Annotated in this window: 13 protein-coding genes; 9 read left to right on the plus strand and 4 right to left on the minus strand. The window is 74.1% G+C overall.

The annotated features are described in order from the left end of the window. Window positions 1-102 precede the first annotated feature (102 nt). Window positions 103-546, plus strand: a complete 444-nt coding sequence (locus ABZ873_RS03190) for an NUDIX domain-containing protein (protein ID WP_360864328.1) — start codon at window positions 103-105, stop codon at window positions 544-546. Between the two features lie 17 nt (window positions 547-563). Here ABZ873_RS03190 and ABZ873_RS03195 read toward each other — a convergent pair whose 3' ends face one another. Next, the gene (locus tag ABZ873_RS03195) at window positions 564-1,418 is read right to left on the minus strand and encodes a trypsin-like peptidase domain-containing protein (RefSeq protein WP_360864330.1); all 855 of its coding nucleotides are present in this window, start codon (window positions 1,416-1,418) and stop codon (window positions 564-566) included. Window positions 1,419-1,661: 243 nt separating this feature from the next. Between ABZ873_RS03195 and ABZ873_RS03200 the strand changes: the two genes are divergently transcribed. Beyond that, window positions 1,662-3,065, plus strand: a complete 1,404-nt coding sequence (locus tag ABZ873_RS03200; protein ID WP_360864332.1) for a ricin-type beta-trefoil lectin domain protein — start codon at window positions 1,662-1,664, stop codon at window positions 3,063-3,065. A 78-nt stretch (window positions 3,066-3,143) separates the two neighbouring features. On the opposite strand, the gene ABZ873_RS03205 is transcribed toward ABZ873_RS03200, so the two are convergent. After that, the gene (locus ABZ873_RS03205; protein WP_360864334.1) at window positions 3,144-4,379 is read right to left on the minus strand and encodes an amidohydrolase family protein; all 1,236 of its coding nucleotides are present in this window, start codon (window positions 4,377-4,379) and stop codon (window positions 3,144-3,146) included. Window positions 4,380-4,510: 131 nt separating this feature from the next. Between ABZ873_RS03205 and ABZ873_RS03210 the strand changes: the two genes are divergently transcribed. From ABZ873_RS03210 to ABZ873_RS03225, 4 genes are all read left to right on the plus strand, one after another. Next, window positions 4,511-7,561 carry a BTAD domain-containing putative transcriptional regulator gene (locus ABZ873_RS03210; protein ID WP_360864336.1) on the plus strand — a complete coding sequence of 1,017 codons (3,051 nt, stop codon included), beginning with the start codon at window positions 4,511-4,513 and terminating at the stop codon, window positions 7,559-7,561. Window positions 7,562-7,795: 234 nt separating this feature from the next. After that, complete coding sequence (locus tag ABZ873_RS03215) at window positions 7,796-7,999, plus strand: hypothetical protein (RefSeq protein WP_360864338.1); 204 nt, start codon at window positions 7,796-7,798, stop codon at window positions 7,997-7,999. Between the two features lie 150 nt (window positions 8,000-8,149). Next, entirely contained in the window at window positions 8,150-8,881 is a 732-nt protein-coding gene (locus ABZ873_RS03220) for a class I SAM-dependent methyltransferase (protein ID WP_360864340.1), read from the plus strand. A 113-nt stretch (window positions 8,882-8,994) separates the two neighbouring features. After that, window positions 8,995-9,831, plus strand: a complete 837-nt coding sequence (locus ABZ873_RS03225) for a hypothetical protein (RefSeq protein WP_360864342.1) — start codon at window positions 8,995-8,997, stop codon at window positions 9,829-9,831. 9 nt (window positions 9,832-9,840) lie between these two features. On the opposite strand, the gene ABZ873_RS03230 is transcribed toward ABZ873_RS03225, so the two are convergent. Next, window positions 9,841-11,451: a FadD3 family acyl-CoA ligase gene (locus tag ABZ873_RS03230; RefSeq protein WP_360864344.1), complete on the minus strand. Its 1,611-nt coding sequence runs from the start codon at window positions 11,449-11,451 to the stop codon at window positions 9,841-9,843. A gap of 93 nt (window positions 11,452-11,544) precedes the next feature. On the opposite strand from ABZ873_RS03230, the gene ABZ873_RS03235 reads away from it, so the two are divergent. The 3 genes from ABZ873_RS03235 to ABZ873_RS03245 are packed head-to-tail and all read left to right on the plus strand — an operon-like array spanning window position 11,545 to window position 13,944. Next, a complete protein-coding gene (locus ABZ873_RS03235) occupies window positions 11,545-12,696 on the plus strand; it encodes a lipid-transfer protein (RefSeq protein ID WP_360864345.1) in 1,152 nt (383 codons plus the stop codon). Window positions 12,697-12,703: 7 nt separating this feature from the next. Continuing rightward, window positions 12,704-13,171 carry an OB-fold domain-containing protein gene (locus tag ABZ873_RS03240; RefSeq protein WP_360864347.1) on the plus strand — a complete coding sequence of 156 codons (468 nt, stop codon included), beginning with the start codon at window positions 12,704-12,706 and terminating at the stop codon, window positions 13,169-13,171. Then, window positions 13,168-13,944, plus strand: a complete 777-nt coding sequence (locus ABZ873_RS03245) for an enoyl-CoA hydratase/isomerase family protein (protein WP_360864349.1) — start codon at window positions 13,168-13,170, stop codon at window positions 13,942-13,944. Before ABZ873_RS03240 ends, ABZ873_RS03245 begins: the two co-directional genes overlap by 4 nt. 73 nt (window positions 13,945-14,017) lie before the next feature. Here ABZ873_RS03245 and ABZ873_RS03250 read toward each other — a convergent pair whose 3' ends face one another. After that, window positions 14,018-14,512: a peptidylprolyl isomerase gene (locus ABZ873_RS03250; RefSeq protein ID WP_360864351.1), complete on the minus strand. Its 495-nt coding sequence runs from the start codon at window positions 14,510-14,512 to the stop codon at window positions 14,018-14,020. Window positions 14,513-14,535: the final 23 nt, after the last annotated feature.

Raw genomic sequence — 14,535 nt, forward strand, 5'->3', positions numbered from 1 at the left:
GCCCGGCCCGGCCTCCCGCGTCCCGCGTCCCGCGCGCCCCGCCCGCCGGATGCGCCCACCAGTGCGATCCACGGCCCCGCGTTCGACGCGTACGCTGATCCGATGAGACGAACTCCACGGCATGCGGCGCGCGTTGTCATCCTCTCCCCGGACGGGGCGGTGTTCCTCTTCCGGGAGAACAACGTGGAGGTCGGCATCCACTGGCTGCCGCCCGGCGGTGGCATCGACCCCGGGGAGACCCCGGAGGACTGCGTGCGGCGGGAGCTGCGCGAGGAGACCGGCTGGACCGACCTGGAGCCGGGCCGGCTGCTGTGCACCTGGGAGCACGACTTCACCCATCAGGGGATACCCGTACGCCAGCACGAGCACATCTACGTCACCACCGGCCCGCACCGCGAACCGGTGCTGGAGGCCCCGGACATCCACTGGCAGTGGCTCCCGGCGGACCGGCTGGCCGCGCTCGGCGAGCCGGTGTGGCCGCCGCGCCTGGCGGAGCTGCTGGCGGACACCCCGCGCGAGCCGGTCCACCTCGGGCTGCTGGCGTAGGCCCTCGTACCGCCCTTCTAGCGGGACGTGGCCCTCGTGTAGAGGGAGGCCGCGTAGTCGCCCAGGACCGTGCTGGTCGAGACGTCGTCCGTGTCCCCGCCCGTGAGGACCCCGATGATCTTCCCGTCGCGCGCGATCCACGCGCTGCCGCTCGTACCGCCCGGGAAGTCCGCGCAGTCGAACCGCTGCTGCGTCGCGCTCTCGCGCACCGCGACCGCCGTGCAGGTGCGCGGGATCTTGCGGTCGGCCGGGTAGCCGGTGACGGTGACCTCCTCGCCCGCGCGCCCACTGGTGTCGAGGACGGCCCCGCCGGTCACCTCCTCGATCCGGCGGCCCTGCGCGTCCGGGGCGAGCCGGGCGAAGGCGAGGTCGAAGTCGTCGTCGGTGCCCTCGGCCCAGCGGTCGTCCTCGAAGACCTCCTCGATCTTCCACGTGCCGTAGGGGGCGGCCCCGTTCGCGTAGGCGGGGGCGAAGACGGCCGCGCCCTCGCCCTGGTCCCCGTCGAGCAGGCAGTGCCCGGCGGTGACGATCATGTTCTTGCCGGGGCTGCGCACCACGGTGGCGGTGCAGAAGTGGTCGCTGTCCAGGCCGTTGGTGAACAGGGCCCCGGTGAAGGCGGCCGGCCCGCCCGGCTGCGGTGTGACGGCGGGCGGCATGCCGGTGCCGGACGGCGCGGGCGACAGCTGGGGCCGGGCGGCGGCCGCCTGGGAGCGCGGGGAGGCCGAGGAGGAGGCCGAGGGCTGCGCGGCCTTCGCCCGTACGGAGGTGCTCGCGTCGGGCGGCGGCGCCAGCTCGGCCACCGCGGCGGAGGCCCCGAGGGCGGCCGCGGCGCACAGCACCGCCGTCACGACGGACCGCTTGTCCACCGGCATGATGATCCTTCCGCTGTGCTCCTGCGAAGCATGCCTTGGCGGCCCGGCCGGGTGCAAGGCAGCGGAGACCGCCGCCCGCGGCCGTCCCGGAGGTGGCCGGGAGGCCGCCACCGGTCCCGTACGGACGCCAACTCGGCCAATTGCAAAGCTGTTTGGCCGATTGACCTATCATCGCCTCGATTCCCGCCGCCCCACCTCTACCCGGGGCGGGGGAAGTGAACCCGACGAGAGGTCGACGAGAACGTGCGATTCACAGGCAAGCACCGGATATCCGTCGTGGTCGCCGCGGCGGCCGTGGCCGCGATCGCGGGAAGCCTCCAGCTCCCGGCCACCGCCTTCGGCACCGAGGACACCGGGAACACCGGGAACACCGGAACCATCGCCGCCGCCTCCGCCTCCGCCTCCGACGCCCCCACCGCGGCCACCGCCGCCACCGCCCCCACCCCCGAGACACCCGAGGCGCACGCCGAGGACTCCGCCGTCCAGGCCACCGACGGCACGGCCTTCCGGGGCGGCGTCCTGTCCCTCGACACCCCGGCCCCCCGCTCCGCCGCCCGCTCCTCGGCCGCCGCCGCGCCGGCCGCCCCGGCCGCGGAGGCACCCGTACCGCCCCAGGGCGAGGGCTGGAAGCTGAGCGGGGCCACCCAGTGGCTCAGCACCGGCTACACGATCAAGTTCTACGACCAGAAGTCCGCGGACTGGCTCGGCCCCTACGTCCAGGCCACCGCCGCCGACCTGCGCCGCATCACGAACCTGCCGGTCACCGTCGACACCAGGCCCGTCGGCTGGGAGTACGTCCGCCCCAAGGGCGAGGTCGTCATGGGCGTGCTGTCCCGCCCCTGCGTGCCCCCGGCCGAGGGCGGCACCATGGGCAGCAAGGGCTGGAAGGTCGTCCGCGACGGCAGCGGCACCGCGAACCTCAGCTGCGGTTTCACCAGCTCCTCGGTCCCCGCCACGGTCACCAGCGGCCACGCCTACATCGACGCCTCCTTCTTCACCGCGGCAGGCAAGCCCACCGCCGCCATGGGCGAGACGTACATGCGCAACCACATCAGCCACGAGATCGGCCACACCCTCGGCCTCGCGCACGCCAACCGCAGCATGACGAAGAGCGACTGCGTGAAGGGCACCGACTCGGGACAGTTCCCGGTGATGTGCTCCCCCACGTACGCCTACCAGGACAAGCGGGCGGGCACGTACGTCCAGCAGTACGACGTCCAGGGCCTGCGCCTGCTCGCCTCGGGAGCCGGAGCCGCGCTCTCCCCGCAGGGCCGGATCACCGGACTCGGCGGCAAATGCCTCGACGTCAAGGGCGGCAAGGCCGCGAACGGCACCCGGATCCAGCTCCACACCTGCAACGGCACCGCCGCGCAGTCCTGGATCCTGGGCAAGGACGGCACCTTCCGCGCCTTCGGCAAGTGCCTGGACAACGCGCGCAACGCCACGGCGAACGGCAACAGGATCAGCCTCTACGACTGCAACGGCAGCGCCGCGCAGCGCTGGTCGGTGAACGCCAGGGGCCAGATCGTCCACGTGGCCTCGGGCAAGGTCCTCGACGTGACGGGCGGCGCCACCGCGAACGGCACGGTGGTCCAGCTGTACACGGCGAACACGAACAAGCGGCAGGTCTGGGTCGCCCCGAAGTGACCCCCGGCGGCCCGCCCCGGCGCCACGGGGCGGGCCGCCCCGGCCCACGGGGGCGGGCCGCCCGCGCGTCCGGGGCCGTCAGGCCGCGGAGGTGCCCGGACCCGCCCACAGGCCGTCCGGGGTGAGCCCGAGCAGGTCGATGGCGTTGCCGCGCACGATGCGCTCCACCACGTCCGGCGCCAGATGCCCCATCTGGGCCTCGCCGACCTCGCGGGACTTCGGCCAGGTGGAGTCCGAGTGCGGGTAGTCCGTCTCGTAGAGGACGTTGCCCACGCCTATGGAGTCGAGGTTGCGCAGGCCGAAGGGGTCGTCGAAGAAGCAGCCGTGGACGTGCTCCGCGAAGAGCTCCGAGGGCGGCCGGGTGACCTTGTCCGCGACCCCGCCCCAGGCCCGGTTCTCCTCCCAGACCACGTCCGCGCGCTCCAGGATGTACGGGATCCAGCCGATCTGGCCCTCCGCGTACATGATCCTCAGCCCGGGGAAGCGCTCGAACTTGCCGCTCATCAGCCAGTCGACCATCGAGAAGCAGCAGTTGGCGAAGGTGATGGTGGAGCCGACGGCGGGCGGGGCGTCGGCGGAGGTGGACGGCATGCGCGAGGAGGAGCCGATGTGCATGGCGATGACCGTGCCGGTCTCGTCGCACGCCTGGAGGAAGGGGTCCCACTCGTCGGTGTGCACCGAGGGCAGGCCCAGGTGCGGGGGGATCTCCGAGAAGGCGACCGCGCGCACCCCGCGCGCGGCGTTGCGGCGGACCTCGGCGGCGGCCAGCCGGGCGTCCCAGAGCGGGATCAGGGTGAGGGGGATCAGGCGGCCGCCGGCCTCCGGGCCGCACCACTCCTCCACCATCCAGTCGTTGTAGGCGCGCACCCCGAGGAGCCCGAGCTCGCGGTCCTTGGCCTCGGTGAAGGTCTGGCCGCAGAAGCGGGGGAAGGTGGGGAAGCAGAGCGCGGACTGGACGTGGTTGACGTCCATGTCCGCGAGCCGGTCGGGAACCGAGAAGGACCCCGGGCGCATCTGCTCGTAGGTGATGACTTCCAGTTTGATCTCGTCGCGGGCGTACCCGACCGCGGTGTCGAGGCGGGTGAGGGGCCGGTGCAGGTCCTCGTACACCCACCAGTCGCCGACGGGTCCGTCGTCGCCCGGCGCTCCCATGACGGGGGCGAACCTGCCGCCCAGGAAGGTCATTTCCTTCAAGGGGGCGCGGACGACGCGCGGTCCGCTGTCGCGGTATCGGGCGGGGAGCCGGTCCTGCCAGACACGGGGAGGCTCCACCGTGTGGTCGTCCACCGAGATGATCTTGGGGAAGGTCTCCATGTCCTTCACCGTAGCGCCGATCTGACGAACCGTCAGCTGGTTGGACCGGGATCGGTCAGGTACGGGCTGACGGGTACACGCGAGACAGGGCAGACTGGCCCTTACACCGATGGAAGGCAGGGGGACGACAGATGGACGGCGTACCGGCCATCCCGCACCCGCGGACCCACCCCGAGGCCCGGACCGCCCCCGGCGCCGGAAGCGGAACCCCGGCCGGAGGCCAACCGGAAGCCGCCGCGGGCACCGGTGAATCCCGGTTCGCCGTCCTCGGGCCCGTCCGCGCCTGGCGCGGCGCCGAGGTCCTGCCCTCCGGCACCCCGCAGCAGCGCGCCCTGCTCGCCGTCCTGCTCCTACGCGACGGCCGCACCGCCACCGCGCCCGAACTGATCGACGCCATCTGGGGCGAGGACCCCCCGCAGCAGGCCCTGGCCACCATCCGCACCTACGCCTCCCGCCTGCGCAAGGTCGTCGCCCCCGGGCTGCTCGTCACCGAGTCCGGCGGCTACGCCATCCGGCTGCGCTCCGCCGCCACCCTCGACCTCGGCGTCGCCCGCACTCTCGCCGCCGACGCCGAGACCGCCCGCACCGCCGGGGACCGCACCCGCGCCCGGGCCCTGCTCACCCGCGCCCTCGACCTGTGGGAGGGCGAACCCCTCGCCGGGGTGCCCGGCCCGCACGCCGAGACCGAGCGCACCCGGCTCGCCGAATGGCGCCTCCAGCTGCTGGAGACCCGCCTCGACCTGGACCTGGAGGTCGGCCACCACGCCGAGGCCGTCTCCGAGCTGACCGCCCTCACCGCCGCGCACCCGCTGCGCGAACGCCTGCGCGAGCTGCTGATGCTCGCCCTCTACCGCAGCGGCCGGCAGGCCGAGGCCCTCGCCGTCTACGCCGACACCCGCCGGCTCCTCGCCGACGAACTGGGCGTCGACCCGCGTCCCGAACTCTCCGCGCTCCAGCAGCGCATCCTGAACGCCGACGCCGATCTCGCCCGCGCGGAGGACCCGGCACCGGCCGCCGCGACCGCACCTGTGAGGCCCGCCCAATTGCCCGCGACCGTACCCGACTTCACCGGCCGCTCCAGCTTCGTCGACGAGCTCGGCGCCATCCTCTCCGGCGGCGCCCAGGACCAGGTCATGGCCGTCTCAGCGCTCGCCGGCATCGGCGGCGTCGGCAAGACCACCCTCGCCGTCCACGTCGCCCACGCCGCCCGCCCCCACTTCCCCGACGGCCAGCTCTACGTCGACCTCCAGGGCACCGAGGCCCGCCCCGCCGAACCGGAGGCCGTGCTCGGCTCCTTCCTGCGCGCCCTCGGCACCCCCGACACCGCCATCCCCGACTCCCCCGCCGAGCGCGCCGCGCTCTACCGCTCCACCCTCGACGGCCGCCGCGTCCTGGTCCTCCTCGACAACGCCCGCGACGCCGCCCAGGTCCGCCCGCTGCTGCCCGGCACCGCCGGCTGCGCCGCGCTCGTCACCAGCCGGGTCCGCATGGCCGGGCTCGCCGGGGCGCACCTGGTCGACCTGGACGTGATGAGCCCCGAGGAGGCCCTCCAGCTCTTCACCCGGATCGTCGGCGAGGAGCGGGTGCGCAGCGAACGCCAGGCCGCCCTGGCCGTCGTCGGCGCCTGCGGCTTCCTGCCGCTCGCCATCCGCATCGCCGCCTCCCGGCTGGCCGCCCGCCGCACCTGGACCGTCTCCGTACTGGCCGCCAAGCTCGCCGACGAGCGCCGCCGCCTCGACGAGCTCCAGACCGGGGACCTCGCCGTCAAGGCCACCTTCGAGCTGGGCTACGGCCAGCTGGAGCCCGCCCAGCAGCGCGCCTTCCGCCTCCTCGGCCTCGCCGACGGGCCCGACATCTCGCTGTCCGCGGCCGCCGCCGTGCTCGACCTGCCCGAGTACGACACCGAGGACCTGCTGGAGGCTTTAGTCGACTGCTCCCTGCTGGAATCCGCCGCGCCCGGCCGCTACCGCTTCCACGACCTCGTACGCCTCTACGCGCGTGCGTGCGCCGAGCGCGACGAGCAGCCGCCGAGCGGGCGCGAGGCCGCCCTCGACCGCCTGCTGGACTTCTACCTGGCCACCGCCTCCGGGGTCTACGCCCTGGAGCGCCCCGGCGACCGGCTGCCCGCGCACCTCTCCGACACCCACTACCCCGGCCTGGTCTTCGCCGAGCCGCGCACCGCCCTGGACTGGCTGTACGCGGAGGCGGACCCGCTGCTGGCCTGCGTACGCCAGGCATCCGTACGCCAGGATTCCGCGGGCCGGGCCGGCGCGCGCGACGGCGGGACCCCGGTGCTGCGCCGGGCCGTGGACCTGCTGTGGGCGGCGAAGGACCTGGCCGAGTCCGGGGCCAACTCCAAGCAGTACGAGTCGGCCGCGGTCGCCCTGCGCGACGCGGCGCAGGCCGCGAAGGACCCGTACGCCGAGGGCCGCGCCCGCACCACGCTCACCAATGTGCACCTGGTCGCGGGCCGCTTCACCGAGGCCGACGACGAGGCCCGCGAGGCCACCGCGCTCGCCCGCGAGGCCGGGGACCCGCTGCCCAGCTGCTGGGCGCCCAACGACCGCGGGATCATCGCCCTCTACCAGGCCCGGTACGCGGACGGCGAGCGCTACCTCCTGGAGGCCATCGAGGGCTTCCGCGCCGACGGCAACCACGTCGGCGAGGCCAGCGCCCTGTGCAACCTCTCCCGCATCCACGTGCAGCTGGGCCATCTCTCCAGCGCCATAGACCTCGCCCAGCAGGGCATCGCCATCTACGACCGGATGGGCCTGTCCCTGCGCCTGGCCAACGGCCGCTACGCGCTCGGCATCGCCCTCACCCGCGCCGGGCGGCTCGCGGAGGCCCTGACGGAGCTGGCCGAGGCGCTGTCGCTGTTCCACGAGAACCGCCAGCCGCTGTGGGAGGGCGTCACCCACTTCCGGCTGGCCGAGGCCCACCTGGCCGCGCGCCGGCCCACGCTGGCCGCCGCGCACGCCGAGCAGGCCATCGCGCTGCGCGGGATCGGCGGGGAGTGGCGGCGGGCGACCGTGCTGACGGTGCTGGGCAAGGCGCTGCGGCGGCTGGGCCAGACGGACCGGGCGCGGGCCTGCTGGCGGGACGCGGAGAGCGTCTTCAAGCAGCTGGACTCGGCGGAACTGGCCGACGTACAGAACCTGCTGGCCACGGAGATCGCGGCCTGACCGGCCGGGGGCGGGCCTTGACCGGGCCTGACCGGCCGGGGCGGGCCTGACCGGGCCTGACCGGCCGGGGCGGCCGATGAACGGCGCGTTCATCGTTCGTTTATCGCGGGACGGCACGATAGGTGCATCGACCCGGTGCGTCGGGGGACATCCCGGGCCGTTTGGAAGGATCACCCGTTCGGCGGTCGTCGGGGGAATCGCCGAACGGGTCCCACCCATCCATCAGGAGAACCGATGACGACGAACGAGAACACCCTGCCGACCGACGGCACCATCAAGCCGCTCGACAACCACGCCTCGGGAGTCGAGATCGAGACCCTGGACAACCACGCCTCGGGCATCGTGATCAAGCCCGCCGACGAGAACGCCGCGGACGCGGACCTCGCGGGCGAGGAGATCCGGACGCTGGACAACCACGCGTCCGGCCCGCGCCCGTAACACCGCTCCACCCGGGGGGACACGGGGGTACGGGGGGAACACGGGGGAGCAACGGGGGAACGGCGGTCGTGGTGGCCCGGAGGGGGAGCCACCGCGACCGCCGTCCGCGTATGCCCGGACGGCCGCCCGGCGGCGGCATAGGCTGGAGGCGTGTTCTCCTCCCACGGGCCGAGCGTCCGCGAACTGGCCGTGCAGGGCCTCTCCTCCGTCGAGCGGGGCTACGACCTCCTCGCGCCGAAGTTCGACCACACCCCCTTCCGCACCCCGGACCGGATGCTCGACGCCGTCGAGGAGACCCTGGCGCAGACCGGGGGCACCTTCGGGTCCGGGCTGGACGTGTGCTGCGGCACCGGCGCCGGCACGGCCATGCTGCGCCGGCTGTGCCGGGACCGGATCACCGGCGTGGACCTCAGCGCGGGCATGCTCGCGCGGGCCCGCCGCGCACACGCCGACGACGCGCGCGTGGACTTCGTACGGGCCGACGCGCGGGCCCTCCCGCCGGAGCTGGCGGACCGCTACGACCTGGCGGTGAGCTTCGGCGCCTTCGGTCATTTCCTGCCCCCGGAGCGCCCCGCGCTCTTCTCCGGCGTCCACGCCGCGCTGCGCGCGGGCGGGGTCTTCGCCTTCCCGATCGGCGCCCCGCTGCCGCCGGGCTCCCCGGTGTGGTGGGCGGCGACGGGCTTCGACGCGGTGATGCGGCTGCGCAACGCGGTCTGGCGGCCGCCGTTCGTCATGTACTACCGCACCTTCCCGCTGGGCGGGGTGCGCGCGGACCTGCACGCGGCCGGTTTCACGGTGGAGACGGTCCCCCTCGCGCACTTCGGCCGGCAGCCGGACGGCACCCCGCGCTGGCGGCTGGTGCTGGCCCGCCGCCCGCTCTGAGGAGGCCGGGGGCGGGCTTGGCGGAACGCCTGCGTCGGCCCCGGGGCGCCCGGCACACTACGTGAGAAAGCGTCAGACGGCCTGCGTACCGCCCTCACGCCCTGGAGCCGCCGGTGTCGTCCCGCGAAATGCTCGTCACGCTCAATCCGGTCCAGGCGGCCAACGGTGTGATCCTCCCCGTCGAGCTGCCGACCGGCCCCGTCCGCCTGCGTATCCCGCCCTGCCGGCACGGGGACCTGGTCCGGGTGCGCGTGGGCTCGGAGGAGGTCCTGCTGCGCGTCCATGTGTCCGGTTCGGGCATGGCCTGGATCGCGGGCGCGGGCGGGATCACTCCCCCGGCCGACGGCTCCGCCGGTCCTCCCGCCGGGGCCCCGGCCGGAAGCCCGCCCCCGCCGCCGGGCAGTGCGGGCAGGCGCACCGGCCTCGTGGCCGTGCTGGCCCTCGCCGCGGTGATCACCGCCGTCGTCCTGCTGGCCGGCGGCGGCGGGGACGACGGGGACCGGCGCGACGACGCCCGGCCCGCCGCCACCGCGAGCCCCACCGCCTCCGGCCTCTGGAGCCCGGCGCCCTCGTCCCCGTACTCCGCGGCGACCGGCGTCCCCTCCGCCTACCCGACGCGCTACGACCCCGTGCCGAGCAGGGAGCCCAGCCCCGAGGCCAGCCCCGAGGCCAGCCCGGAGCCGAGCCCCTTCGACCGGGGCACCTGCCTCAACGGCCGGCTGCCGGACTCCACCACGCCCACCACCGTCACCGGGGTCGAGGAGGTGCCCTGCTCGGCCTCCGACGCGCACTACCGGGTGATCGAGAGCCTGCCGGGCACCTCGGACCTGAACGCCTGCAACAGCAACTCCCGCACCCAGTACGCCTTCTCCTACCGCTACACCCGCGGCGGCACCGTCCTCAACCAGTACGTGTACTGCCTGGTCGGCATCGGCTCCTACGCCCGCTGACGGCCCGGCTCAGCGGGCGCGCAGGGTCCGCTTGAGGATCTTCCCGCTCGCGTTGCGCGGGAGTTCCGCGACGAACTCCACCGCCCTCGGCACCTTGTAGTTGGCCATCTCGCGCCGGGACCAGGCGATCAGGTCGTCCGCGGTGAGGGTGGAGCCGGGGCGGCGGACCGCGTACGCCTTGCCGACCTCGCCCAGCCGCGGATCGGGGATGCCGACCACCGCCACATCGGCGATGTCCGGGTGCAGGCCGAGCAGTTGCTCGATCTCCGCCGGGTAGGCGTTGAAGCCTCCGACGATGAACATGTCCTTGATCCGGTCGGTGATCCGCAGATTGCCGGCCGCGTCGGTGACGCCCACGTCGCCCGTGCGCAGCCAGCCGTCCGCCGTGATCGCCGCGGCGGTCCCCTCCGGGTCCTCGAAGTACCCGCGCATGACGTGGTGGCCGCGGACGGCGATCTCACCGGCCCGGCCCGGCGGCAGGTGGCGGCCCTCCGGGTCCAGGACGGCCACCTCGGTGCCGGGGATGGGCCGCCCGGAGGTGGCGGCGATGACCTCCGCCGGGTCGCCGCGGCGGCACATGGTGACGATGCCGCTGGCCTCGGAGAGCCCGTAGGCGGTCAGGACGGTGGCGACGCGCAGTTCGGTGCGGAGCCGTTCGACCAGCCGCAGCGGGACCACGGCCGCGCCGGTGACGACCAGGCGCAGCGCGGAGAGGTCGTGGTGGGCGCGTTGCGGGTGGTCCAGGAGGGACTGGTGGAGCGTGGGAGGGCCGGGGAGTACGGAGATCCGCTCGGCGGCGATGTGGGCGAGGACGGTGTCCACGTGGAAGACGGGCTGCGGGACCATCGTGGCGCCGCGCATCAGGCAGGCGAGGATCCCGGCCTTGTAGCCGAAGGTGTGGAAGAAGGGGTTCACGATCAGGTAGCGGTCGCCCTCGCGCAGTCCGGCGAGCTCGCTCCACACCTCGTAGCAGCGCAGGGACTGGGCATGGGTGATCACCGCGCCCTTGGGGCTGCCGGTGGTGCCGGAGGTGAAGATGATGTCGGAGGGGTCCTCGGGGCGGATGGCCTCGGCGCGGGCGCGCACGTCCGCCGCCGGTACGCCGTCCCCGCCCGCGAGGAAGTCCTTCCAGGTGCGGAAGCGGGCGGGGGCGTCTTCGGCGAGGACGACCACCTGTTCCAGGTGCGGCAGTCCGGGCAGCGGTCCGCCGCCGGGGCCCTCGGCGGCGGCCCGGCGCAGGGAGGCGACGTAGGAGGTACCGAGGAAGGTGCCGGTGACGAAGAGCAGCCGGGCCCGGCTGCGGGCCAGGACGTAGGCGGCTTCGGCGCCCTTGAAGCGGGTGTTCAGCGGGACGAGCACCGCCCCGGCGGAGACGGCGCCGAGGGCGGAGACGATCCATTCGAGGGTGTTGGGGGCCCAGACGGCGACCCGGTCCCCGGGCTCCACCCCGGCCGCGAGGCAGGCGGCCGCGGCGCGCTCGACGCGTGCGCCGAGCTCCGCGTAGTCGATCCGGACCCGCCCGTCGACGACGGCCTCGCGGCCCGCGTGCCGTGCGGCGGCCGACCGGACCAGGCCGGCGATGGTTCCCCAGCGCAGGTCACCGCGTACGTCCTCGCCCATGCGTGTCACCTTCCCGCGAACCCAGTAGCTGACTATCCGTCAGATTAGCTGTACCCTTCGCGGCTGTCAGTACTGGTGCACCCGGAGGTGGCGATGGCGGCAACGCTCAAGGACGCTACGGCGATAGTCGGCATCGGGCAGACCGCCTTCGCCAGACGGCTCCCGCAGTCCGAGAAGGAACTGGCCTGCCGGGCCGTCCTCGCGGCCCTCTCCGACGCCGGCATCGACCCCTCCGAGGTCGACGCCTTCGCCTCCTACACCATGGAGGAGACCGACGAGGTCGAGGTGGCCAAGGCCATCGGCGCCGGCGATGTCACCTTCTTCTCCAAGGTCGGCTACGGCGGCGGCGGCTCCTGCGCCACCGTCGCCCACCTCGCCGCCGCCGTCGCCACCGGCCAGGCCACCGTCGGCGTCGCCTGGCGCTCCCGCAAACGCGGTTCGGGCCCGCGCCCCTGGAAGAACACCGCCGTCCAGCTGCCCACCCCCGGCCAGTGGACCCGCCCCTTCGGCCTGCTGCGCCCCGCCGACGAGATCGGCATGCTGGCCCGCCGCTACATGCACGAGTACGGCGCCACCCGCGACCACCTCTTCAACGTGGCCATGGCCTGCCGCAACCGGGCCAACTCCAACCCCGCCGCGATGATGTACGAGCGCCCGCTGACCCGCGAGATGTACATGACCTCCCGCATGATCAGCGACCCCCTCTGCCTCTTCGACAACTGCCTGGAGACCGACGGTGCGCTGGCCTGCGTGGTCGTCTCCGCCGAGCGCGCCCGCGACTGCCGGCAGCGGCCCGTCTACGTGCACTCCGCCGCCCAGGGCCTGCCCGCCCAGCACCACGGCATGGTCAACTACTGGAACGACGACCCGCTGTCCGGCCCCGCCTGGACCGCCGCCCGCCACCTGTGGAAACAGGCCGACTTCGGCCCCGAGGACGTGGACGTCGCCCAGATCTACGACGCCTTCACCCCCCTGATCCCGCTCTCCCTGGAGGGCTACGGCTTCTGCGGACGCGGCGAGGGGGCCGCCTACACCGAGGGCGGGGCCCTGGAGCTGGGCGGCCGGCTCCCCCTCAACACCGGCGGCGGGGGCCTCAGCGAGGCGTACGTGCACGGCTTCAACCTGATCAACGAGGGCGTCAAGCAGCTGCGCGGCAGCTCCACCGCCCAGGTCCCCGGCGCCGCGACCTGCCTGGTGACGGCCGGCGAAGGCGTCCCCACGTCCGCGATCCTGCTGAGGAGCTGACCGCCCGATGAGCACCGCTTCCACCTCCTCCGCCGCCCCCGGGGACGGGCTGCTGCGGCCCGTCCCCGACGAGGACGGCGCCCCCTTCTGGGAGTACGCCGCCCGCGGCGAGCTCCGCGTCCAGGCGTGCGGATCCTGCGACCGGCTGCGCTTCCCGCCCCGCCCCTGCTGCCCGCACTGCCGGTCCTTCGACAGCACCTGGCGCCGCATGAACGGCCGCGGCCGCATCTGGTCCTGGGTCCGCCCGCACCCGCCGCTGCTGCCCGCCTACGCCGCGCAGGCCCCGTACAACGTCGTCCTCGTGGAGCTCGCCGACGCCCCCCACATCCGGCTCGCCGGGAACCTGGTGGCAGCGCCCGACGCCCCGCTGGACTCCGTCGACCCGGCCCGGCTGCGCATCGGCGCCCGCGTGCAGGTGGCCTTCACCGAGGTGGGCGGGATGGCCGTACCGCGCTGGCTCCTGGAGCGGCCGTGACCGTACGGACCGAGCGGGACGAGGCCACCGGCGTCGCCGTCGTCACCCTGGACCGCGCGCACCGGCACAACGCCCTCGACCTGGCCACCGCGGCCGCGCTCACCGAGACCTGGCGGGAGCTGCGCCACGCGGACGGGATCCGGGCGGTGGTGCTGACCGGCGCCGGTACGGCCGCCTTCTGCACCGGCATCGACCGCGGGGCCGAAGTCCCGCAGCCGGCCTCCCCCTACTCGGCGGACGATCCGCTGCTGGCGGTCGGCCCCAAGGCGTGCGACCTGTGGAAACCGGTGATCGCCGCCGTCAACGGCATGGCCTGCGGGGGCGCCTTCTACCTGCTGGGCGAGGCCGATTTCCTGATCGCCTCCGACACGGCCGCCTTTTTCGACCCGCACACCAGCTACGGCATGGTCAGCGCCTACGAGGCCGTGTACATGGCCCAGCGCATGCCCTTCGGGGAAGCCGCCCGCATGGCGCTGATGGGCACCGCCGAACGGCTCTCGGCCCGCCGCGCGCACACGATCGGCCTGGTCTCGGAGCTCACCGCCCCGGCGGAGCTGCTGCCCGCGGCCCTGCGGGCGGCGGGGATCCTGGCCGGCTTTCCGACGGAGGCCGTGCAGGGCACCGTACGGGCCCTGTGGTCGGCGAAGCAGGCCGCGCTCCAGCAGGCCCTGGCCCAGGCCCCGGCGCTGATCGCGCTGGGGAACCTGCCGCCGGAGCGGCAGGCGGAGCTGTTCGCGGCCCGCCGCTCGGCGCCCGAGCCCCGCGTGCGCTGACGGGCGCCGCGCCCGGACATGGCGGCGGCCCCGGCCCCCGGGAGGGGGACGGGGCCGACCGGGAGGCGGTGGATCAGCCCTCGACGACGCCGGAGGCCGCGATCTCGACCTTGCCCTTGGGGGCGCCGGACTGCGAGCCCAGGGCCTCGATCTGGTCGACGAGCTCCTTGCCCTCGACGACCTCGCCGAAGACGACGTGCTTGCCGTCGAGCCACGAGGTGACGACGGTGGTGATGAAGAACTGCGAGCCGTTGGTGTTGCGGCCGGCGTTCGCCATCGACAGCAGGTACGGGCGGTCGTGCTTCAGCTGGAAGTTCTCGTCCTCGAACTTCTCGCCGTAGATGGACTTGCCGCCGGTGCCGTTGTGGTTGGTGAAGTCACCGCCCTGCAGCATGAACTGGGGGATGACGCGGTGGAAGCCGGAGCCGGCGTAGCCGTAGCCGTTCTGGCCGGTGGCGAGCTCGCGGAAGTTGCGCGCCGTCTTCGGGACGACCTCGTCGAAGAGGCTGAAGACGATGCGGCCCGCGGGGGCGCCGTTGATGGTGATGTCGAAGTAGACGTTGCTCATGGGGTCCATCCTGTCACTCCCGG

The organism is Streptomyces sp. NPDC047014 (assembly GCF_040644195.1).
Lineage (GTDB): Bacteria > Actinomycetota > Actinomycetes > Streptomycetales > Streptomycetaceae > Streptomyces.

Coding starts and splice junctions, on each gene's coding strand:
- ABZ873_RS03250 (WP_360864351.1), bottom strand. CDS start 14,512: ATGAGCAACGTCTACTTCGACATCACCATCAACGGCGCCCCCGCGGGC.
- ABZ873_RS03215 (WP_360864338.1), top strand. CDS start 7,796: ATGACGACGAACGAGAACACCCTGCCGACCGACGGCACCATCAAGCCG.
- ABZ873_RS03205 (WP_360864334.1), bottom strand. CDS start 4,379: ATGGAGACCTTCCCCAAGATCATCTCGGTGGACGACCACACGGTGGAG.
- ABZ873_RS03230 (WP_360864344.1), bottom strand. CDS start 11,451: ATGGGCGAGGACGTACGCGGTGACCTGCGCTGGGGAACCATCGCCGGC.
- ABZ873_RS03195 (WP_360864330.1), bottom strand. CDS start 1,418: ATGCCGGTGGACAAGCGGTCCGTCGTGACGGCGGTGCTGTGCGCCGCG.
- ABZ873_RS03210 (WP_360864336.1), top strand. CDS start 4,511: ATGGACGGCGTACCGGCCATCCCGCACCCGCGGACCCACCCCGAGGCC.
- ABZ873_RS03190 (WP_360864328.1), top strand. CDS start 103: ATGAGACGAACTCCACGGCATGCGGCGCGCGTTGTCATCCTCTCCCCG.
- ABZ873_RS03240 (WP_360864347.1), top strand. CDS start 12,704: ATGAGCACCGCTTCCACCTCCTCCGCCGCCCCCGGGGACGGGCTGCTG.
- ABZ873_RS03235 (WP_360864345.1), top strand. CDS start 11,545: ATGGCGGCAACGCTCAAGGACGCTACGGCGATAGTCGGCATCGGGCAG.